The sequence below is a fragment of the Halomonas sp. PA16-9 genome (genome assembly GCF_009728585.1).
GTDB lineage: Bacteria > Pseudomonadota > Gammaproteobacteria > Pseudomonadales > Halomonadaceae > Vreelandella > Vreelandella titanicae.
Window position 1 is genome coordinate 2497401 of the sequence record NZ_CP040451.1, and the last position, 19821, is coordinate 2517221.

General features: G+C 55.8%; 15 protein-coding genes and 3 pseudogenes. 12 read left to right on the forward strand and 6 right to left on the reverse strand.

Annotation, left to right across the window (positions count from 1 at the left end; translation table 11 throughout):
- Positions 1–144: 144 nt before the first annotated feature.
- The 3 genes from FDY98_RS27845 to ubiU form a co-directional block, all read right to left on the reverse strand.
- Positions 145–357, reverse strand: coding sequence for a hypothetical protein (locus tag FDY98_RS27845; RefSeq protein ID WP_340146500.1), 213 nt, complete (start codon positions 355–357; stop codon positions 145–147).
- Positions 354–914, reverse strand: coding sequence for a U32 family peptidase (locus tag FDY98_RS27850; protein WP_340146501.1), 561 nt, complete (start codon positions 912–914; stop codon positions 354–356). The genes FDY98_RS27845 and FDY98_RS27850 overlap by 4 nt, the downstream gene beginning before the upstream one ends.
- A 187-nt stretch (positions 915–1101) precedes the next feature.
- On the reverse strand, positions 1102–2097 hold the full coding sequence (gene ubiU / locus FDY98_RS11515; protein WP_027959386.1) for a ubiquinone anaerobic biosynthesis protein UbiU: 996 nt from the start codon (positions 2095–2097) through the stop codon (positions 1102–1104).
- A 241-nt stretch (positions 2098–2338) separates the two neighbouring features.
- On the opposite strand from ubiU, the pseudogene hemN reads away from it, so the two are divergent.
- From hemN to FDY98_RS11570, 11 genes and pseudogenes are all read left to right on the forward strand, one after another.
- Positions 2339–3722 (forward strand): annotated as a pseudogene (hemN, locus tag FDY98_RS11520) (oxygen-independent coproporphyrinogen III oxidase).
- A gap of 174 nt (positions 3723–3896) precedes the next feature.
- Positions 3897–7677 (forward strand): annotated as a pseudogene (locus FDY98_RS11525) (nitrate reductase subunit alpha).
- Positions 7674–9236, forward strand: coding sequence for a nitrate reductase subunit beta (gene narH / locus FDY98_RS11530; RefSeq protein WP_009286654.1), 1563 nt, complete (start codon positions 7674–7676; stop codon positions 9234–9236). Before FDY98_RS11525 ends, narH begins: the two are co-directional and overlap by 4 nt.
- On the forward strand, positions 9229–10041 hold the full coding sequence (gene narJ / locus FDY98_RS11535; RefSeq protein WP_035537388.1) for a nitrate reductase molybdenum cofactor assembly chaperone: 813 nt from the start codon (positions 9229–9231) through the stop codon (positions 10039–10041). The genes narH and narJ overlap by 8 nt, the downstream gene beginning before the upstream one ends.
- A 13-nt stretch (positions 10042–10054) precedes the next feature.
- The gene (gene narI, locus FDY98_RS11540) at positions 10055–10747 is read left to right on the forward strand and encodes a respiratory nitrate reductase subunit gamma (protein ID WP_027959390.1); all 693 of its coding nucleotides are present in this window, start codon (positions 10055–10057) and stop codon (positions 10745–10747) included.
- A gap of 40 nt (positions 10748–10787) precedes the next feature.
- Positions 10788–11609: a peptidylprolyl isomerase gene (locus FDY98_RS11545; protein ID WP_027959391.1), complete on the forward strand. Its 822-nt coding sequence runs from the start codon at positions 10788–10790 to the stop codon at positions 11607–11609.
- A gap of 35 nt (positions 11610–11644) precedes the next feature.
- Positions 11645–12220: pseudogene (gene moaB / locus FDY98_RS11550) on the forward strand (molybdenum cofactor biosynthesis protein B).
- A complete protein-coding gene (locus tag FDY98_RS11555; RefSeq protein ID WP_022523527.1) occupies positions 12217–13479 on the forward strand; it encodes a molybdopterin molybdotransferase MoeA in 1263 nt (420 codons plus the stop codon). The pseudogene moaB and the gene FDY98_RS11555 overlap by 4 nt, the downstream one beginning before the upstream one ends.
- A gap of 52 nt (positions 13480–13531) precedes the next feature.
- A complete protein-coding gene (locus FDY98_RS11560) occupies positions 13532–13936 on the forward strand; it encodes a putative zinc-binding protein (protein WP_009286657.1) in 405 nt (134 codons plus the stop codon).
- Positions 13933–14922 (forward strand): GTP 3',8-cyclase MoaA, encoded by a 990-nt coding sequence (moaA, locus tag FDY98_RS11565; RefSeq protein WP_009286658.1) that lies wholly within the window; start codon positions 13933–13935, stop codon positions 14920–14922. The genes FDY98_RS11560 and moaA overlap by 4 nt, the downstream gene beginning before the upstream one ends.
- Before the next feature lie 190 nt (positions 14923–15112).
- Positions 15113–15862: a DUF6694 family lipoprotein gene (locus FDY98_RS11570; RefSeq protein WP_027959393.1), complete on the forward strand. Its 750-nt coding sequence runs from the start codon at positions 15113–15115 to the stop codon at positions 15860–15862.
- Between the two features lie 117 nt (positions 15863–15979).
- On the opposite strand, the gene FDY98_RS11575 is transcribed toward FDY98_RS11570, so the two are convergent.
- The 3 genes from FDY98_RS11575 to ppnN all read right to left on the reverse strand — a co-directional run bounded on the left by FDY98_RS11575 (position 15980) and on the right by ppnN (position 18656).
- Positions 15980–16180 carry a hypothetical protein gene (locus tag FDY98_RS11575; RefSeq protein WP_022523524.1) on the reverse strand — a complete coding sequence of 67 codons (201 nt, stop codon included), beginning with the start codon at positions 16178–16180 and terminating at the stop codon, positions 15980–15982.
- A 134-nt stretch (positions 16181–16314) separates the two neighbouring features.
- Complete coding sequence (locus FDY98_RS11580) at positions 16315–17049, reverse strand: sulfite exporter TauE/SafE family protein (RefSeq protein WP_022523523.1); 735 nt, start codon at positions 17047–17049, stop codon at positions 16315–16317.
- 224 nt (positions 17050–17273) lie between these two features.
- Entirely contained in the window at positions 17274–18656 is a 1383-nt protein-coding gene (gene ppnN / locus FDY98_RS11585; protein ID WP_022523522.1) for a nucleotide 5'-monophosphate nucleosidase PpnN, read from the reverse strand.
- A 217-nt stretch (positions 18657–18873) separates the two neighbouring features.
- On the opposite strand from ppnN, the gene FDY98_RS11590 reads away from it, so the two are divergent.
- The gene (locus FDY98_RS11590; RefSeq protein ID WP_009286662.1) at positions 18874–19779 is read left to right on the forward strand and encodes a LysR family transcriptional regulator; all 906 of its coding nucleotides are present in this window, start codon (positions 18874–18876) and stop codon (positions 19777–19779) included.
- The last annotated feature ends 42 nt before the right edge of the window (positions 19780–19821 follow it).

The following is a 19821-nucleotide window of genomic DNA, read 5'->3' on the forward strand; positions in this document are numbered from 1 at the left end:
TAATTCACCTATATATGCTAGATTTAATAAAAATAAATACTATATGTGGTGTTAGAGGGTAAGCGTTCAGGATTTTGCAATAAATGATCCAGGTCAAAAATGGTGAGGAAAAATAGTAAGGCGTGGTGGTGCCTAGGCTATGTTTTAGCTGGTCATCGTGCGGGTGTTATCCATACCCGGTCGGCCGAACCAGTAACCGTCGCAGATTTCAGCATCCACCAGCGTTAAAGGATCGGGCGTAGGTAACCTGCCGTGGCGGGCCTGGTCGAAAGCCGTGACCACCTCGGCCATGCCTTCCGCCCGTGGGCTGAGACGTGCCACTGATACCCCCATCTCCGCCATGACCGTAAGTTTCATGGCGCAGATCCTGGCAGGCGCTGGAAAGGGTTTGAATACCGTTCAGGGTTAAAAACATCCCGGGACTCTTGTGAACGTAGCACCAAGCCTTCGGGGTACTTTTGGCAGACGAATTTGCAGCGGTCTTTGGGTGTTTGGTGACGCCGGGCGGTAAAACAGCGTGACGACCAGGACAAGGGGAGATGCCCGTAGGCGAATACTTCGCATGGGTGGGGAACGCCTGCCCGGTGGCAATCGTTAATAAGTTTGGCTAAGTCTTGCTGTGACATTTCCACCGGCGCTTGCCAACGCCGTATGCCGGCACGGGCCATAACGCCCAGTGTCGCCGGGTTGTAGAGGTTGAGCGCAGCACCGGCGATGAACGGCAGTCCGGCACTGGAGAGTCGTTGCAGGGCGCTTTGGTCATTGGCCTCGACGATAAAATCACCGTTGTCACACAGCTTGCGCAAGTCACGCAGGTCGGCTTCGGACTCGATCAAGGTCTGGCTGGCGAGTACTACCTGCTTGCCCGCCTGGCTGAGCTCGCGCCCAATGCCTAGCCAGTCGTCCAGTTTCATATCGCGGCGCCGCGAGCAGACGGTTTCGCCAGGGTAATAATCTCTACCGGCCAGTCGGCCGCCTCGCGGTAGAAGTCGGCGTAGCGTTGCCGAGTCAGTAAAAAAGCACCGGCCCGAGGGAGAGTTGAAGAGGGCCGGTTGATAAGGTCGGTGATAGGGGAGGTGTAGTGTTCGGCATAGTAGGCTCCTATTTCCAGCGGCGTTCGTAGGCGCCTAGGGTAGTGATGGCACCTTCGGAAAGCTCGGCAAGGCCTGCCATCCAGGCGGGTTCTGGATCAAAGCGCTCAGGCTGAGCCTCTAGGCGGTTGAGCGCCTGGCGCCAGATCCCGGCCACTTTAGAGGCATAGGCGGGGCTGCGCTGACGACCTTCAATTTTGACGGCGCTAATACCCAGGTCGCGTAGCTCCGGCAATAGCTCCAGGGTATTGAGGCTGGTGGGTTCCTCAATGGCGTGATAGGTCTCGCCCGCCACCTCGAAGCGACCCTTGCATAGGGTGGGGTAGCCCGCGCGCTCGCCTTCGGCGTAGCGGTCGATAAGAACATTGTTAAGGCGCGACTCTAAGCCCTCTGACGTTTCTTCCCAGCGGACATGAGCCGCTGGCGAGCAGACGCCCCGGGTATTGGGCGATTCGCCGGTCAGGTAGGAGGAGAGATAGCAGCGTCCTTCGGCCATGATGCACAGGCTGCCGAAAGCGAACACCTCAAGTTCTACCGGTGTTTGCTTGGCCAGGTCGCGTACCTGAGTGATTGACAGCACCCTTGGCAGTACGGCGCGCTTGATGCCGAAATGCTGGTGGTAAAAGCGTAGCGCTTCATGGCTGGTCGCCGAACCCTGCACTGAGAGGTGCCGAGAGATCTCGGGGTGATGGCGAGTAGCGTAGTCGAGCAGTCCCATATCGGCGAGAATCAGCGCATCCACGCCCAGTTCGGCGGCCTGATCCACGGCCCGAGTCCAGTGTTCCCAGCCATCGGGCTGGGGATAGGTATTAATGGCGCAAAAAACGCGTTTGCCATGTCGGTGGGCGTAATCGATCCCCTCGCGGGCACGTTTGTCGGTAAAGTTTAGCCCGGCGAATTGCCGTGCGTTGGTGATGTTCTGGAAACCGAAATAGACAGCGTCGGCACCTTCATCTACAGCGCGCTTTAGGGCGGGCAGGTTGCCAGCGGGACATACAAGCTCCATAGCGAGACTCCTTGCGGGAAAAGTCCGAGCATTTTAGTCACCTATTTTTTGTCGGCTTTTGACACAGGTCATATCGGGGTGGCTTTCAAAAGAGGATAACGCTGCAGAGTAGGCAAGCTGGATGCAGGCAGTTTTTAAAACGTATATTGTATGAATATTAACCAATGCTTGCTGCACCCACTTCCAGAGTTCCATTTCAGAGACCTCTTTTAGAGCCCCTTTTCAGAGACCTACTTCGATCATGCAAGATGAACTGCTCTTCAATCGCCCCCTGGTAGAGAAATATGACCGCCCAGGCCCGCGGTACACTTCTTATCCCACTGCGCCCCAGTTTCATGCCGCGTTTGCCGAGGATGATTACCGTAGCGCCGCCGAGCGCAGTAATCGGGTCGCAGTACCCAAGCCGCTTTCGGTCTATGTGCATATCCCGTTCTGCAAAAGCCTGTGCTACTACTGCGCCTGCAAAAAATCATTACTCATAATACCGAGCGAGCTGCCGAATACCTCCAGTGGTTAAAACAGGAGATACGTGTTCAGGGAGCGCTGTTCGATACCACCCGCCAAATGACCCAACTGCATCTGGGCGGCGGCACCCCAACCTACTTAAGCAATGCCCAGCTACGCGAACTGATGGCGGCGCTGGACGAAGCCTTTCACTTCGCCGCACCTGAAGAGCGTGAATTCTCGCTGGAGGTAGACCCTCGCACCGTGACACCCGAACAGGTGTACGAGCTCTACACGCTGGGCTTCAATCGGTTGAGCTTCGGGGTTCAGGACTTCGATCACGACGTGCAGCAAGCGGTCAATCGCGTCCAGAGTGAAGAGCAGGTGGTATCCCTGGTCAAGGCTGCCCGCGAGGGGGGTTTGAATCGGTCAGCGTTGACCTGATTTACGGTTTACCGCTGCAGACGGTGGCGAGTTTCGATACGACGCTAACCAAGATTATTGACCTGCAACCGGATCGCATTGCCGCTTATAGCTACGCCCATCTGCCCGAACTGTTTAAAGCTCAGCGGCTAATTAGCCCCGAAGACATGCCGCCACCCGAGCGTAAGTTGGAGCTGCTGGAGCTTACGATTAACCGCCTGACGGCCGCAGGGTATGTCTACATCGGCATGGACCATTTCGCCCTTCCGAATGACGAGCTGAGCCTGGCCCGTGAAAATGGCACTCTGCAGCGCAATTTTCAGGGCTACTCTACCCACGCCGACTGCGACATGATTGGGCTGGGCATTACTTCGATTGGTAAGGTGGGCGATACCTACAGCCAAAACGTCAAGGAAACTGCCCAGTATCAGCATCGTTTGGATGAAGGGCATTTACCGGTCTTCCGTGGCTATCGCCTTAGCGATGACGACCGCCTGCGCCGCGATGTCATTAATACCCTGATGTGTCACGGCCGACTTGAATTTGCCGCTATCGAGGCCCGGCACAATATCGATTTTCGCAGCTACTTCGCGAGTGCCTTGGCGAGCCTCGAAGAGATGGCGGACGACGGGTTAATTGCTTTGCGCGACCATGAAATCGAGGTGCTGCCTTCAGGGAGGTTGATGATCCGCAACCTGGCCATGGCGTTCGACGCCTACCTGAAACCAACGGAAAACCGTTATTCGCGCACGGTGTAATTTCAACAGTGCCAACCGTCTATTCCTTTACGTTGGCCGCTCTATCACCTTGGGGGTAGATAGGGTGTATATGGAGGTAATCACGCAGTAATTCGCTTGTCGATCACGCAGAATCCACTCCATGGAACCCGCACTGTCGGGTATGCAAATTTCCGAGGAGCCTGGAGATCGACCATGAGTCACTTCATAGATCGGCTGAATTTCTTCCGCAAGTCCCGCGAGCCTTTTGCCAACGAACACGGTGAGCTACGCAGCGAATCCCGCCAGTGGGAAGATAGTTATCGTGCCCGCTGGCAACACGACAAGGTAGTGCGTAGCACCCACGGGTGAACTGCACCGGCTCCTGTAGCTGGAAGATCTACGTTAAGAACGGTTTAGTTACCTGGGAAACCCAGCAGACTGACTACCCCCGTACCCGTCCCGACCTGCCTAACCATGAGCCGCGTGGCTGCCCGCGCGGCGCCAGCTACTCCTGGTATCTGTACAGCGCCAACCGCCTCAAGTACCCGTTGATTCGCAAGCCGTTGCTGGCGCTATGGCGCGAAGCGCTCAAGGCTAACCCAGACCCGGTAGACGCCTGGGCGTCTATTGTCGAAGAGACCCCGCCAAGACCAAACAGTACAAACGTGCTCGCGGCATGGGCGGCTTCGTTCGCGGTAACTGGGACGAGCTCAACGAGCTGGTCGCTGCTTCTAACGTTTACACCGCCAAGCAGTACGGCCCCGACCGTATTCTCGGCTTCTCGCCGATTCCTGCCATGTCCATGGTCAGTTACGCCGCAGGTAGTCGCTACCTGTCGCTGATTGGTGGCGTCTGCATGAGCTTCTACGACTGGTACTGCGATTTGCCGCCGGCGTCACCGATGACCTGGGGCGAGCAGACCGACGTACCTGAGTCCGCTGACTGGTACAACTCCGGCTACATTATTGCCTGGGGCTCCAACGTGCCCAGACGCGTACCCCGGATGCCCACTTCTTTACCGAAGTACGTTACAAAGGCACCAAGACGGTTTCGATCACCCCGGATTATGCCGAGGTTTCCAAACTCACCGACGAATGGCTGTCCGCCAAGCAGGGTACCGATGCCGCCCTGGCGATGGCCATGGGCCATGTCATCCTCAAGGAATTCCACCTTGAGAACCCCAGTGCTTACTTCACTGATTATGTGCGCCGCTATACCGACATGCCGTTCCTGGTGGAACTGGAAGTGCGTGAAGATGGCAGCTTCGCACCGGGTCGCCAACTGCGTGCCAGTGATTTTGATGCTGCCCTTGGCCAGGAAAACAATCCCGAGTGGAAAACCGTCGCCTGGGACGAAACCCGCGACCAGCTGGTGGTACCGCGCGGCTCCATCGGCTTCCGCTGGGGTGAGACCGGCGATGAAGTGGGCAAATGGAACCTGGAATCGCTGGATGCCGCAGGCACCGAGATCAAGCCGTTACTGAGTTTGGCCAATCACCACGATAGCGTCGCTCGCGTGGCGTTTCCTTATTTCGGTGGCATTGAGCACGAACACTTTGAACACGTCAAAGGGGCCGGTGTCGGCGCTGCTGACGACCTGCTGTTCCACAATTTGCCCGCCAAGCGGTTAAAGAGAGCCGATGGCAGCGAAATGCTGGCGGTCACCGTTTTTGATCTGATGTGTGCCAACTACGGTATCGACCGTGGCTTTGTCGGCGACGGCGAAGATGATGGCGCGACCTCGTTTGATCAGATTCGCCCCTATACCCCGCGTGGCAGGAGAAAATTACCGGTGTCCCAGCAGAGCAGTGCACCCGCATTGCCCGTGAATTTGCCGACAACGCCAATAAAACCAACGGCCGTAGCATGATCATCGTCGGTGCCGGTATGAACCACTGGTACCACATGGATATGAACTACCGCGGCCTGATTAACATGCTGGTCATGTGTGGTTGTATCGGTCAAAGCGGTGGCGGCTGGGCCCACTATGTTGGTCAGGAAAAACTGCGTCCGCAGACTGGCTGGACGCCTTTGGCCTTTGGCCTCGACTGGCAGCGCCCGCCGCGCCACATGAACTCTACTTCCTTCTTCTATAGTCACTCCTCCCAGTGGCGCTACGAGAAGCTCGAGATTAAAGAAATTCTTTCGCCGTTGGCCAAGGCCGAGGATTACCCCGGTAGCCTGATTGACTTTAACGTGCGTGCTGAGCGCATGGGCTGGCTGCCGTCAGCACCACAACTGGACACTAACCCGCTACGCCTAGCGAAAAAAGCCGAAGCCGCGGGTATGTCGACAGCCGACTATGCTTTCAGCAGCTCAAGAGCGGTGAACTGCGCTTTGCAGCGGAAGACCCGGATGCGCCAGAGAACTTCCCGCGTAATATGTTCATCTGGCGCTCCAACCTGCTGGGTAGCTCCGGTAAGGGCCATGAGTACATGCTCAAGTACCTGCTGGGTACTCGCCACGGTATTCAGGGTAAAGATCTGGGAGACTTCGGCGGCCAGAAGCCCGAAGAAGTGGTATGGCGTGACGAGGCGCCGGAAGGCAAGCTCGACCTGCTGGTGACGCTGGATTTCCGCATGTCCACCACCTGCCTCTACTCGGATATCGTGCTGCCTACGGCGACCTGGTATGAGAAGGACGACCTTAACACTTCTGACATGCACCCCTTTATTCACCCCTTGACTGCCGCCACTGATCCGGCCTGGGAATCGCGCAGCGACTGGGATATTTACAAGGGTATTGCCAAGGCGTTTTCCAAGGTGTGTGTAGGCCACCTGGGCGAAGAGACCGACCTGGTCACGCTGCCGATGCAGCACGACTCGCCAGGAGAGTTGGCCCAACCGGCGGTGATGGATTGGAAGAAGGGCGAATGCGCGCCGATTCCTGGCAAGACCATGCCATCGCTGATTGAGGTTAAGCGCAACTATCCCGAAACCTATGAGCGCTTCACCTCCGTAGGGCCGCTGCTGGAAAGCATCGGTAACGGCGGCAAGGGCATCGCCTGGAATACCGATGCGGAAGTCGAGCTGCTGGGCAAACTCAACCATCGCAAGCTGGATGGCCCGCATAAAGGACGTCCGTTGATCGACAGCGCTATCGATGCTGCCGAGATGATTCTAACCCTGGCACCGGAAACCAACGGCGCCGTGGCAGTAAAAGCGTGGGATGCACTCTCCAAAATTACCGGGCGTGATCATACTCACCTGGCAAGGCCCAAACATGACGAAAAAATCCGCTTTCGCGATGTCGTCGCCCAGCCGCGCAAGATTATCTCCAGCCCGACCTGGTCCGGCCTCGAGGATGAGTATGTCTCCTATAACGCCGGTTACACCAACGTTCACGAGCTGATTCCATGGCGCACCGTGAGTGGTCGTCAGCAGTTCTATCAGGATCATGCCTGGATGCGCGCTTTCGGCGAAAGCCTGCTGGTCTATCGTCCGCCCATCGATACCAAGGCGGCCAAAGGCTTCACGCTGCCTGCCGACAACGGTTTTAAAACGAAGGCGCTGAACTTTCTCACGCCGCACCAGAAGTGGGGCATCCACTCTACTTACTCGGACAACCTGCTGATGTTGACGCTTAACCGAGGCGGCCCGGTGGTGTGGCTCTCCGAGGCGGACGCGGCTGAGATCGATATCGAGGACAACGACTGGATCGAGGTCTACAACGCCAACGGCTCGATTGCCGCGCGGGCAGTGGTCAGCCAGCGGGTCAAAGCGGGCATGGTGATGATGTACCACGCCCAGGAGCGCAACGTGAACGTCCCTGGCTCTGAGGTCACCGGCACGCGGGGCGGTATTCACAACTCGGTCACCCGTGTCTGCCCCAAGCCAACCCATATGATCGGCGGCTACGCGCAGCTCTCTTACAGTTTTAATTATTACGGCACTGTCGGCTCAAATCGCGATGAGTTCGTGTTAGTGCGCAAGATGAAACACGTTGACTGGCTGGATGGTGAAGGCAATGACAGCGTTCAGGAGGCCGTGAAATGAAAATTCGTTCCCAGGTAGGCATGGTTCTCAACCTTGATAAGTGTATTGGTTGCCACACCTGTTCGGTGACCTGCAAAAATGTCTGGACCAGTCGCGAAGGTATGGAGTACGCCTGGTTCAACAATGTCGAGACCAAGCCCGGTATCGGCTATCCCAAGGAGTGGGAGAACCAGGCCAAGTGGAAGGGCGGCTGGATGCGCCGTAACGACGGTCGGATTGAACCGCGTATTGGTGGCAAATGGCGGGTGCTGGCGAACATTTTCGCCAACCCCGACCTGCCCGAGATGGATGACTACTATGAGCCGTTCACGTTCGACTACCAACACCTGCATACCGCCAAGATCGGTGAGCACCAGCCGGTGGCGCGTCCGCGCTCGCTGATTTCCGGTCAGCGTATGAAAAAGATCGAATGGGGCCCGAACTGGGAAGAGATTCTTGGCACCGAGTTCGCCAAGCGGCGCAAAGACGCCAACTTCGACAAGGTGCAGGCAGATATTTACGGCCAGTTCGAAAACACCTTCATGATGTATCTGCCGCGCCTGTGCGAGCACTGTTTGAATCCTACTTGTGTCGCGGCTTGTCCGAGCGGTGCCATCTACAAGAGGGAAGAGGACGGCATCGTGCTAATCGACCAGGACAAGTGCCGTGGCTGGCGTATGTGTATCTCCGGCTGTCCCTACAAGAAGATCTACTACAACTGGAAAAGCGGTAAGTCCGAGAAGTGTATCTTCTGCTACCCGCGTATCGAGGCCGGTCAGCCGACCATCTGCTCCGAGACCTGTGTGGGCCGCATTCGCTATCTCGGCGTGCTGCTGTATGACGCAGATCGCATTGAAGAAGTGGCCAGCTCCCCTGACGAGCGTGATCTCTACCACCGCCAGTGCGAGATTTTCCTCGACCCCAACGATCCGGAAGTGATTGCCCAGGCCAAGCGGGATGGCATCCAGGATAACGTCATCAAAGCCGCCCAGGCCTCACCGGTTTACAAGATGGCTATCGACTGGGGATTGGCGCTGCCGCTGCACCCGGAATACCGCACGCTGCCGATGGTGTGGTACGTGCCGCCGCTGTCGCCGATTCAGTCCGCCGCTGAGGCGGGGCATGTAGAGTTCGATGGCATCCTGCCCAAGATCGAATCACTGCGTATCCCGGTGAAGTACCTGGCTAACCTGTTGACAGCCGGTGAAGAGGAGCCCGTGGTATTGGCACTCAAGCGCTTGATGGCGATGCGTGTCTACATGCGCGGCAAGCACGTGGATGGCGCCCCTAATGCCGAGGTGCTCGACGCCGTAGGTCTGAGCGTAGCCCAGGTGGAAGAAATGTACCGCTACCTGGCCATTGCCAACTACGAGGATCGTTTCGTGATCCCCACCAGCCATCGTGAGATGGCAACCGAAGCCTTCCCCGAGCGGGGTGGATGTGGCTTTACCTTTGGTGATGGTTGCCACGGTGAGAGCCAGCCCAACCTATTTAACGGCCGTAAGCAGACCAGCGTTTTGGTAAAACCGGTAGAGGTCTTCGACCCACAGCCACAACTTGAGGAGTCTCGTCATGACTGAAGCCGCTACCCAATCGCCGACCCCGGTAGAGCCGTCGTTCGAACCGCTACAGGGTATGCGTAGCCTACGCGTACTGGCCCGCCTGCTCGATTACCCGACCCAGGAACTGCAGGATGCCAGCGGCGAGCTCATCGAAATTCTCAATGCCGAACGCCGCCTGGGGGCGGCTCTCAAATCGTCGCTAATGGAGTGGTGTCAGCGTCTCCAAGAGGGCGACCTGCTTGAGCTGCAGGCCGAGTACGTTGCCATGTTCGATAAGGGGCGGGCTACGTCGCTGCTGCTATTCGAGCACGTTCACGGTGAATCACGTGACCGTGGCCAGGCCATGGTGGACCTCATGGCCGAGTACAGCGCGGCCGGTTTTGAGCTGGATGCCCGTGAACTGCCCGATCATCTACCGGTGTTTCTTGAATATCTTTCGCTGTGCGATGAAGCCGAGATCGGCCGCTGGTTGGGCGAAATACGCCATATTCTGGCGTTGCTGACGGCACGGCTGGAGGAGCGGGGAGCGGATCACGCGCTGGTACCGTTGTCACTGTTGGCGTTAATCGGCGCCGAGGGCGATGTCGAAGAGCATCGGCCCCAGGTCAAAAAAGAGGCGCCTGATAACACCCCCGAAGCATTGGACGCCGTATGGGAAGAAGAAGCGGTGCGTTTCTCGGCAACCTCTGACGAAGACTGCGCGCTGCAGTCTGCCGAAGGCCGCCGCTTGGCCGAGCGCAAACACACCGTTCAGAGCCAGCCGGTACGCATTATGCCTGCTCCGTCTTTAAATGCCTCTTCCGCTCCTTCCGCCGATCGTTAATAGGAGAATCACCATGTATGACGCGATTGCGCATTACTTAACCCATCTGATCTACGGTTACTACCCCTATCTCGCGGGCACGGTGTTTCTGCTGGGCAGCCTGCTCCGTTTTGATCATGGTCAGTACACCTGGAAGACCGGTTCTAGCCAGATGCTCTCTTCAAAGAATATGCGCCTGGGCAGCAACCTGTTTCATATCGGTATTATCGTGATTTTCTTCGGCCATCTGGTGGGCATGCTCACACCGCACTGGGTTTATGCGCCGTTCCTGCACGCCGGTACTAAACAGCTAGTGGCTATCGTGGTGGGCGGTATTGCCGGTGCCATGTGCGTGGTGGGCGGCGCCATGTTGCTCTATCGTCGCCTGGCCAACCCACGCGTAAAGGCGTCGTCGAGCATGATGGATACCTTGATCCTGGGCTTGATCGTCTTACAGGCGTGCCTGGGTATGGTGACCATCATCTTCTCGTTGGGCCATATGGACGGCGAGATGATGCTGACACTCTCCAGCTGGGCGCAGTCGATTGTCTTCTTCAGCGGCGGTGCGGCGGACTACATGCAGGAAGTGTCGTGGATCTACAAACTGCATATCTTTATCGGCTTAACCATCATCCTGCTGTTCCCGTTTTCGCGGCTGGTGCATGTGTGGAGCGCGCCGTTCGGCTATGTAACCCGGCGCTATCAGCTTGTCCGCCGTCGTGGCTAAAAACTGGCTTGTGCTCGGCCAGGCCTAGAGGAGAAATAACATGCAGATGATTGATATCGAACAGCTACCTGGGGGCGTCGCTGCGCCTCCTGTACGTGTCGGTGACACCCCTATCGATGAAGCAACGATTGCGTTGGAGATGCAGTACCACCCCGCCGAAACGTCGGGGGAGGCCCAGCTTCAGGCGGCCCGCGCCCTGGTGGTCAGGGAACTGCTGCGCCAGCGAGCCAACGTCCTGGGCCTACTGTCGAGGCAGGAAACTAACGAAGCACAGGAAGATGCGGCGATTGCTGCCTTGCTCGAACAGGAGCTTGAGGTGCCGGAACCGGGGGAAACAGATTGCCAGCGCTTTTTTGACACCCACCGCGAGCGCTTCAGCGAACCAGTGCAGTTACGCGTTCGGCATATCCTGCTCGCGGCCGCACCCGATGACTCCCAGGGTCGCGACGACGCTTACCAGCTTGGTGAAAAGCTACTCGAACAGCTTAAGCAGATACCCGAACGGTTTGCCGAATTTGCTCAACACCACTCCGCGTGCCCTTCAAAAGAGCTGGATGGTGATTTGGGCTGGCTGGTGTCAGGGCAGACTGTTCCGGAGTTGGATCGCGCTTTGCAGCACTTACCCGAAGGTCTACACGAGCGCCCCTTGGCGTCTCGCTATGGTTGGCATGTGGTGAGTATTGACGAGCGGCGAGACGGTAGGGCGTTACCTTTCGATCAAGTGATTGACCGGGTGCGCCATAGCCTACGGGAACAGGCAACTCGACGTGCGCTGCGTCACTATTTGCTGGCGTTAGAGAGCGAAATAGGCGTCGAAGGGATTGTTCTGGATGACGATGCTGGCGGCAGCTTGATGCAATAGCTTGAAGCAATAGCAAAGCTAATAGGAGAGGCTTGATGTCCCATGTTCCTGTAGATGCTCTTTTCACTCCGCTCGGCATCGCGGTGCTAACGGTTTCCGATACCCGTGGTTTCGACGAGGATGGTAGCGGTGACCTGCTGGTTGAACATCTGAGCGAAAGCGGCCATATCCTGGTCGAGAGGCGCATCGTTTCTGATGATATCTACCAGGTTCGTGCCGTGGTCTCGGAGTGGATTGCTCGAACGGATGTCCACGCGATTCTGGTTAATGGCGGCACTGGCTTTACCGCCCGGGATACCACTCCCGAGGCGTTGATACCGCTGTTCGACAAAGCGATTGAGGGGTATGGCGAGCTGTTCCGCCACTACTCCCTGAAAACAATCGGCACAGCGACGATCCAGTCTCGCGCCGTAGGGGGTGGCCAACCGAACGATGATATTTGCGATGCCCGGTTCGCCCAAAGCGTGTGCCTTGGCGTGGGACAGGATTATTGCTTTGCAGCTGGACTCCCGCACTCGGCCCTGCAACTTCGTCGCCATGGTGCTGCCTTCAGCGACCCGTGCAGTGGACGTCACACAGCGACTTCTTCCAATGAGGTGGAGCGCTTATGAACTGTCACTGCGCAGAAATAGTCACGCCCGGCTTGTTAGATCTGTTTGATGCGCGCCAACGGCTTATCGACGCAGCCACGCCCATTAATGCAGTAGAAACCATCACCCTAGAACAATCGACAGGGCGAGTGCTGGCAGAAACGCTGGTCGCTCCTCTCGATATGCCGGGCGTGGACAATAGCGCTATGGATGGTTACGCGCTGTGTCTGGCTGATTACCAAGCGGCACCTCGCGGCGCAGGCTTACCCATTCTCCAACGCGTACCAGCTGGCGCAGGCGTCATGCTGCTACCGGAAGGAGGCTGCGCGCGTATTTTTACCGGCGCGCCGGTGCCCATGGGGGCAGATATTGTGGTGCCTCAAGAGCGGGTGACTCTTGATCCGCGCGGGCATATACACCTCGAGGGTAGCTTGGTGCTAGGCGCTAACATTCGTCGCCAAGGCGAGGAGACTCGCATAGGCACCCCGCTGCTCGCTGCGGGTAAGCTTCTTGATGCCGCGTCGATTGCGCTGCTGGCAAGCCATGGAATCAATGCCGTGACTGTCAAACGGCGTCTGAGGGTGGCGCTGCTTTCCACCGGCGATGAGCTGATTGCCCCAGGTACAGTGCGATCACCGGGACAGGTATACGACAGCAACCGCGCCATGCTTAACGTACTGCTAGCGCAAGCTCAGTGCGACGTGCTGGATTTGGGCATCATCGCTGATTCACCGCAGTCATTGCATCAGGCCTTTGAGCACGCACAAACCGTTGCGGATGTGGTGATGTGCACCGGAGGCGTTTCGGTAGGCGAGGAGGATCATGTACGCCCAGTGATCGAGCAGCGCGGTGGCTTACATTTTCATGGTGTCGCCATGAAGCCAGGGAAGCCCTTTGCGTTCGGTTATCTGGGCGCGGAGCCTGCCTCTTCCACACCGTTAATGGCGCTGCCGGGTAATCCTGTGGCCTCCCTGGTGGGCTGGCAGCTGCTGGCGCTGCCGTTTATCCATGCCATGCAAGGTAGAGCCGTAGCGGCTCTACAGCGTTATCCGGTAAAAGCGGGCTTTTCTCAGCGTGGCCCCCAGGGGCGCTGCGAGCTACTACGGGTGGTGATGGATTGGTCACAGGGGGCTCCCGTGGCGCAGCTAGCGGGCGGGCAGGGCTCACATATGCTCAGCGCGGCTAGCCAGGCCCATGGTTATTTAATGATTAACCCCGCCACGGAGGTAACTGAAGGGGCCACCTATCACTATTACCCCATCAATCAGTTCGCCGCTTGAACAGCTTTTCCTATCGTGGCCACTGACCTCGTTTTTTTTCATAGGAGAGGGTATGTCTTCACAACACAAACCCCGCACACTGATTTATGCCTGCTCCGGCTGCTCTGATGTGGCGCAACTTGCCAATAGCGTTGCCCTGCGTCTTGACCATGCAGGAGAGGCAGAAATGTCCTGCATTGCTGGTGTGGGCGGTGGTGTGCCCGGTCTGGTGCGCATTGCCCGCTCCGGGCGCCCTATTGTAGCCATTGACGGGTGCCAGATGCACTGCGCCAGCCACTGTCTCGCCAAAGCGGATGTGATACCCACAGAGCACGTAAAGCTATATGAAAACGGCCTGCGCAAGCGGCGGGGCCAGTTTTATGATGAGCAAACAATCATCGACGTCACCGCAGAAGTAAAAGAACTCATTGCACGGCTGCCCGTTAATGCCAATACCCAAGAGGAACCCATGGAATGAGTGCGCTAGTCGATGGGTATGGCCGTACGGTGCGTTACCTGCGTATATCGGTAACTGATCGTTGTGATTTTCGCTGTGTGTACTGCATGGCTGAGGAAATGACCTTTCTGCCACGAGCCCAACTGCTTACCCTTGAGGAGATAGCCGCGCTTTCACAGGCATTTGTCGAGCTGGGCGTGGAGAAAATCCGTCTAACTGGCGGTGAGCCGCTGGTACGCCAGGGCGTACTCACGCTAGTGCAAAAACTCGGTGCATTGGAAGGCCTGCGCGAGCTGGCGATGACCACCAACGGCTCAGGGTTGGTCAAGCATGCCAATGCTTTGCGGCAAGGCGGGCTACATCGGCTCAATATTAGCCTCGACTCGCTCAAGCCCGAACGCTTTAAAGCATTAACCCGGACGGGGGATCTTGATCAGGTGATCGCGGGTATCCGTGCAGCGCGCCGCGCTGGCTTTCAGTCGATTAAGCTCAACGCCGTACTGCTCAAGGGGCGCAATGACGACGAAATTATCGACTTGGTAAACTTTGCCCGGGATGAACAAGTCGATATAAGCTTTATTGAGGAGATGCCGCTGGGCGCTATCAGCGAGCATAACCGTGGTGAAACCTTTCTTTCCACCGATGCGGTACGCGAGACCATAGAAAACCACTATCAACTCTTACCCACCACCGAGACCACCCTAGGGCCATCCCGTTATTACCGCATGGTAGACAGCCAGTCGCGGATTGGCTTTATTTCTCCCCATAGCCACAATTTCTGCGCTGCCTGTAATCGTGTTCGGGTGACGGCTGAAGGGCGACTACTCCTTTGCTTGGGCAATGAGCACTCGGTAGATTTACGCGCCGTAATGCGACGTTATCCGGGTGATACCCAGCGGCTTAAATCGAGCATTGTGGCGGCAATGAAGAAAAAACCTGAGCGTCATCACTTCACGACGGATGGTGAAGTTCAAATAGTGAGGTTTATGAATGCAACAGGCGGGTAATACGATTCGGTCAGCGTTCAAAGCTAACAGGGCTAGTGGTGAATAGCGCTTTCCGTTAAGCTCCTCGACAATTTTTTATTTTTGGTTGCGTTGAGGTGATTGTATGTGGAGCCTGCTAAGGCTGTCTGCAATATCACTATCAGTACTCATGATAGCTGGTTGCTCAGATCCCAAAATTGATACTAGCTCCATGCCTGCGTCGGTTGTCTCGGTTGAGAAAGTGCGTAACTCCTTGCCCACCTACAAACGCGATGAGTTTGATCAAGGCTTGATTATTATCGCCACGTCGACGTCGTTTAGTGGTATCGATATTCTCAACCCCCACCGCATGAATGCCGCTGAGATTGCCGAAACTGCCAATGTGCAAATGCATGGGTTAACGGGGGATCAGGTGATTCAGCGTGCCGATCAAATTCTGCGCGAGCGTCGGGCACGCGAACGCGAACAGGCTATTCGCACCTTAAAGCGGCTGGAAGAGAAGCGTGCAAAAGCCACCAGTGATCAGCAGCAGTTAGCGCGGTTTACCATTGACAGTGCTCGCTATTACATTGGCTCAAGCCCTTATGGCGCTCCGGAACCTGTGATTGATCTTACAGTGACCAATGACACGGATCAGGCCATTTCTGAGCTTCTGTTGAGGGGCGTGGTGACGAGCTCTGATCACTCAGCAGCTTGGGTAGACGAAACGTTTTACTACGTTGTTCCTGGTGGCATTGAGCCTGGTGAAACACTTGAGTGGAGCCTTGCGCCTAACCGCTTTGGCCCATGGGGGAATGCTCAAATACCCAGCGATGCAGAGCTGACGGTCACCTTGCAAGGGTTGAAAGGGCTTGATGAGCAGCCATTATGGGACTCCCCTGAGCTAACGGAACACGAACTGGCCAGGCTTGAGCAACTGCAGAAGGAGTATGGTGGCATTGCTTTCTCCCGTTTGGAGTGAGTCTCGTGTGGACTAAGCTCTTTGAGGGGTAAACGGTGCAAAAACCACAGCGCCCTAGCGGTTATCCGATAGGGCGCAAACATTTCTACCAATTATCTTTTCGCCAAACGGGGTTACTTACTCTTTGGCTTCATGGTCGGCGAGGGCGGCAACAATTGCCTCTTCCCACTGCCCTTCGGTTAACCCCCAATGCTCCATTTCTGACTGATCGGCGCTGCCTGCCGACGCCTCTCGTAGTTTATCGACGCTGCTGCTTTCATAGCAGTGCTTGGCGAAATCTTTGGTTTTGACATCTTTTAGCTGATTAATCATCGACATGTTGAGTTCCTTTCAAGGTCAATAGTGAGGTAATGCTCACTCAGTGTAGCTATTCTGGCCGCTTTTACCTGACTTGGTTCTCAACACTGCTTAGCTGAAGTGAGAAAAAAAGCGTAGAAAAGGTTTTCCGTGGGCTAGCCAGCCATCAGCGTATCGATAAAAATTTTACCGGCGATACTTGCCAGCAGCAGCATAACCAAATTATCAAACCAGCGGTGGGGCAGCCGATTGCCCAGGCGGGCGCCTAGGGGCATGGCGGCGAGTATCACCACAAGGGCAAAAATACTAAACAAAAAGCGTTCCAGAGTTAAAATGCCCGCGTTTAAAAGCGCCGGTATTTGAACACTGGTAATAGCGACGAAGAAGACTGAGATGGAGCCAATAAATACGCTTCGTTTCAACTGCATCGCATTGAGAAACGTAACCGAGGCTGGCGCCGACATGCCTGCAGCGCCTTGAAGCACGCCAGCGAGTAGGCCAATAGGGATCACTAGTCGCGCAGCGATATTAAAAGGCAGGGCGATACGACGTTTCATCACTTTGATGATCAGGTAAAGCACGATCACACCCGCGACACCCAGTGACAGTATTTCGGGAGATAAAACGACTAATCCCCAAGTGCCCAGAACGATGCCTAGCCCGCCGGCAATGGAGAAAGCTGCCAAGAAGCGCAAGGGTAGTAGGTGGCGTCGATATTGCCATACCTGTAAAGCATTACTAAATAGGTTAGGCGCGACTAATAGAGCGATAGCGAGTTGAACGTCGTACAGCATGGTGAGAATGGGTACGACAATAACCGGGACACCTGAACCGATGGCGCCTTTGACGATACCTGCAACGAGTAGCGCTATAAACGCAATTAACAGCATAAGGTTACCGGTCCTTTTTAGCGCACAGCCGCCACGCAACCGGCAGCTGTGCGTATTGATTTCCTTCAGGATTAGGTTTTGTCTGAAAAGTCGGCGAGCGAAGGCCAGACAAGGCAAAAATCGGCGAAAAGACGGAGTTTACGTTGTGTAAATGAGTACTTTGAGCCGATTTTTAACGCCGTATGGTCGAGCGCAGCCAATTTTCAGGCAGAGCCTAAACGCTGTTATTTCAGCACATAGCAGGGTACATAGTGCTGGCCATCGAGTTTCATGCGCCCTTGGGCTACAAACGAGGTGAGTAGCTCGTCAAGGCGTTGCATTAGTTCGGGCTCTGCGGTCAGTACAAAGGGGCCATGAGCTTCAATGGCTCGAATGCCAGCCTCTTTGACGTTGCCTGCGACGATCCCCGAGAAAGCGCGGCGCAGATTAGCAGCGAGCTCATGGGTAGGCTGCTGGCGGTGCAGCGCTAAGCCACGCATGGCGTCGTGTGTCGGTTCAAAGGTTGCCTGGAAGTCGCGCGCAATGGTCAATCGCCAGTTGTAGTAGAAAGCATCCTGATGGGTGCGCCGGAATTCAGCGATCTCATCGATGCCGTGGCGCATGGTGCGTGCAACCGAGACCGGATCGCCGGTAATGATGGTGTAGTAACGGCGGATATCCTCACCGAGGGTATAGACCAGAAATTCATCAATTTTCTGAAAGTAGGCCGCAGAATCGGCAGGGCCGGTGAAAATTAACGGAAAAGGAATATCCTGGTTGCTGGGGTGCAGCAGAATGCCCAGCAGATAGAGAATCTCTTCTGCGGTGCCCACCCCGCCAGGAAACACAATAATGCCATGGCCCAGGCGCACAAAGGCTTCCAAGCGTTTTTCAATGTCTGGCATGACAACCAGTTCATTGACGATGGGGTTAGGCGCTTCGGCAGCGATAATGCCGGGCTCTGAAACACCCAAATAGCGGCCTTCTTTACGCCGCTGCTTGGCATGGGCAACGTTCGCGCCTTTCATGGGGCCTTTCATTGCGCCAGGGCCACAGCCGGTACAAATATCTAAATCGCGCAGACCTAAGTGATAGCCCACATCTTTGGTATATTCGTACTCTTCCCGAGAGATAGAGTGACCGCCCCAGCACACCACCAGGCTAGGGTCGCGGCCGGGTTTGAGCGTGCCCGCTTTGCGCAGAATATGGAAGACCGCATTGGTGGTGCCTTCACCCGTGCTAAGGTCAAAACGATTGTGGTGCTGAATCTCATTGTAGACGTAAACGATGTCGCGAATGATCGAGGATAGATGCTCGCGGATACCACGAATCATGCGGCCATCTACAAAGGCTTCGGCGGGGGCGTTAGTGAGCTTTAAGCGAATGCCGCGGTCTTGCTGCAGCACTTCAATATCGAAATCTTTATAGGCTTCTAAAATCGCCAGGCTATCGTCGCTGGGATTACCGCAATTGAGTACTGCCAACGCACAGCGCCGAAGAAGGTCGTGTAGACCGCTTTGAGAAGTTTTATGCAGTCGATTAACTTCATGCTGAGAGAGTACTTCGAGGCTCCCCTCGGGGGAAATGATGCTGGAAAGAGTGGCGCGAGGTTGAACGTTTTCGGTCATTAGCGGGGCTGTCCCTAATCGTTTGATGTCTCTTGGCATATTACCACGCCCAAGCGGTGGGTACAGCGCAGCGGCTGGCTCGCCGGGTGTGCTATTATGAGGTCTATTTTATAGGGCGGCGGCAATAGCGTTTTTTGTTAGTTACTAAACTGTTGCCTAAAGCGGGTTCTCAAAGAGAGCTGCTAAAGACCGTTATCAAAGACCATGGCGCTTCACTATGTTCAATGCCCACTATTTTCGTACCTTTATTACGCTTGTTGAAACAGGCAGTTTTACCCGTACGGCGCAACGTTTAGAAATGACCCAGCCGGGCGTAAGCCAGCATGTACGCAAGTTAGAAGACTATTTAAATAAAGAGCTGCTAGAGCGCAAGGGGCGTAGCTTTACATTAACCGAATCGGGGCGGCGTGCTTACGATTACGCTTTAAAGTTATTTGCTGAGCATGAACAGTTCCGTCACGGGCTAGACGATGACTCTTTGGATAGCGGTGACTGCCGCATTGCCTCGCCGGGTAGCGTTGGCCTGATGTTCTATCCGTATATATTGGGGCAGCAGCAAATGCACCCCAATTTAACGGTCAACTATAGCTTTGCGTTCAACCACGAAATCGTCAATGACCTGCTTGAAGGGCGTTATGACATCGGGATAGTCACCGAGGCAATGCGACACCCTGAGCTTAGCTGCAGCATTTGGCATGAAGAGCCGCTCTGCTTGGTGGTGCCTGCAGATTTTGCGGGCAGCACGCTATCAGATTTAATGGGCATCGGCTTTCTCAATTATTACGACGGCATTAACCACGCCAATGCACTGCTGCGAGCCAACTACCCCGACGAGTTTCGCTCAATGACCCATTTCCGCCATCAAGGTTTTACCAATGAAGTCAGCATGGTGCTGGATGCAGTGGCCAGGGGGTTGGGCTTTAGCGTGGTATCGCGATTGGTATTGGAAACTTCGCCTTGGCAGCGCCAGGTAAAAGCGTTGAACCTGCCCAATGCGGTCAATGAAGTGCTCTATTTGCTGCGCCGCCGCGACTCGGTGCTGCCTAAGCGCTACGCGAAGCTGCTAGACGGTTTTCACGCTCAGCGCCTGCAAGAAAAAACGCCCTTGATGCCATCTAATTGATTAGGCACCAAGGGCGTTCTTGTTACTTAGAGCGCTATCGCT

Bases quoted from the DNA above. Each gene is read 5' to 3' on its own strand.
- FDY98_RS11555 (WP_022523527.1), top strand. From the start codon at position 12,217: ATGAACTGTCACTGCGCAGAAATAGTCACGCCCGGCTTGTTAGATCTG.
- FDY98_RS11590 (WP_009286662.1), top strand. From the start codon at position 18,874: ATGTTCAATGCCCACTATTTTCGTACCTTTATTACGCTTGTTGAAACA.
- FDY98_RS11570 (WP_027959393.1), top strand. From the start codon at position 15,113: ATGCCTGCGTCGGTTGTCTCGGTTGAGAAAGTGCGTAACTCCTTGCCC.
- FDY98_RS11575 (WP_022523524.1), bottom strand. From the start codon at position 16,180: ATGTCGATGATTAATCAGCTAAAAGATGTCAAAACCAAAGATTTCGCC.
- FDY98_RS11580 (WP_022523523.1), bottom strand. From the start codon at position 17,049: ATGCTGTTAATTGCGTTTATAGCGCTACTCGTTGCAGGTATCGTCAAA.
- ubiU (WP_027959386.1), bottom strand. From the start codon at position 2,097: ATGGAGCTTGTATGTCCCGCTGGCAACCTGCCCGCCCTAAAGCGCGCT.
- FDY98_RS27850 (WP_340146501.1), bottom strand. From the start codon at position 914: ATGAAACTGGACGACTGGCTAGGCATTGGGCGCGAGCTCAGCCAGGCG.
- moaA (WP_009286658.1), top strand. From the start codon at position 13,933: ATGAGTGCGCTAGTCGATGGGTATGGCCGTACGGTGCGTTACCTGCGT.
- FDY98_RS11560 (WP_009286657.1), top strand. From the start codon at position 13,532: ATGTCTTCACAACACAAACCCCGCACACTGATTTATGCCTGCTCCGGC.
- narJ (WP_035537388.1), top strand. From the start codon at position 9,229: ATGACTGAAGCCGCTACCCAATCGCCGACCCCGGTAGAGCCGTCGTTC.
- ppnN (WP_022523522.1), bottom strand. From the start codon at position 18,656: ATGACCGAAAACGTTCAACCTCGCGCCACTCTTTCCAGCATCATTTCC.
- narI (WP_027959390.1), top strand. From the start codon at position 10,055: ATGTATGACGCGATTGCGCATTACTTAACCCATCTGATCTACGGTTAC.
- FDY98_RS11545 (WP_027959391.1), top strand. From the start codon at position 10,788: ATGCAGATGATTGATATCGAACAGCTACCTGGGGGCGTCGCTGCGCCT.
- narH (WP_009286654.1), top strand. From the start codon at position 7,674: ATGAAAATTCGTTCCCAGGTAGGCATGGTTCTCAACCTTGATAAGTGT.
- FDY98_RS27845 (WP_340146500.1), bottom strand. From the start codon at position 357: ATGAAACTTACGGTCATGGCGGAGATGGGGGTATCAGTGGCACGTCTC.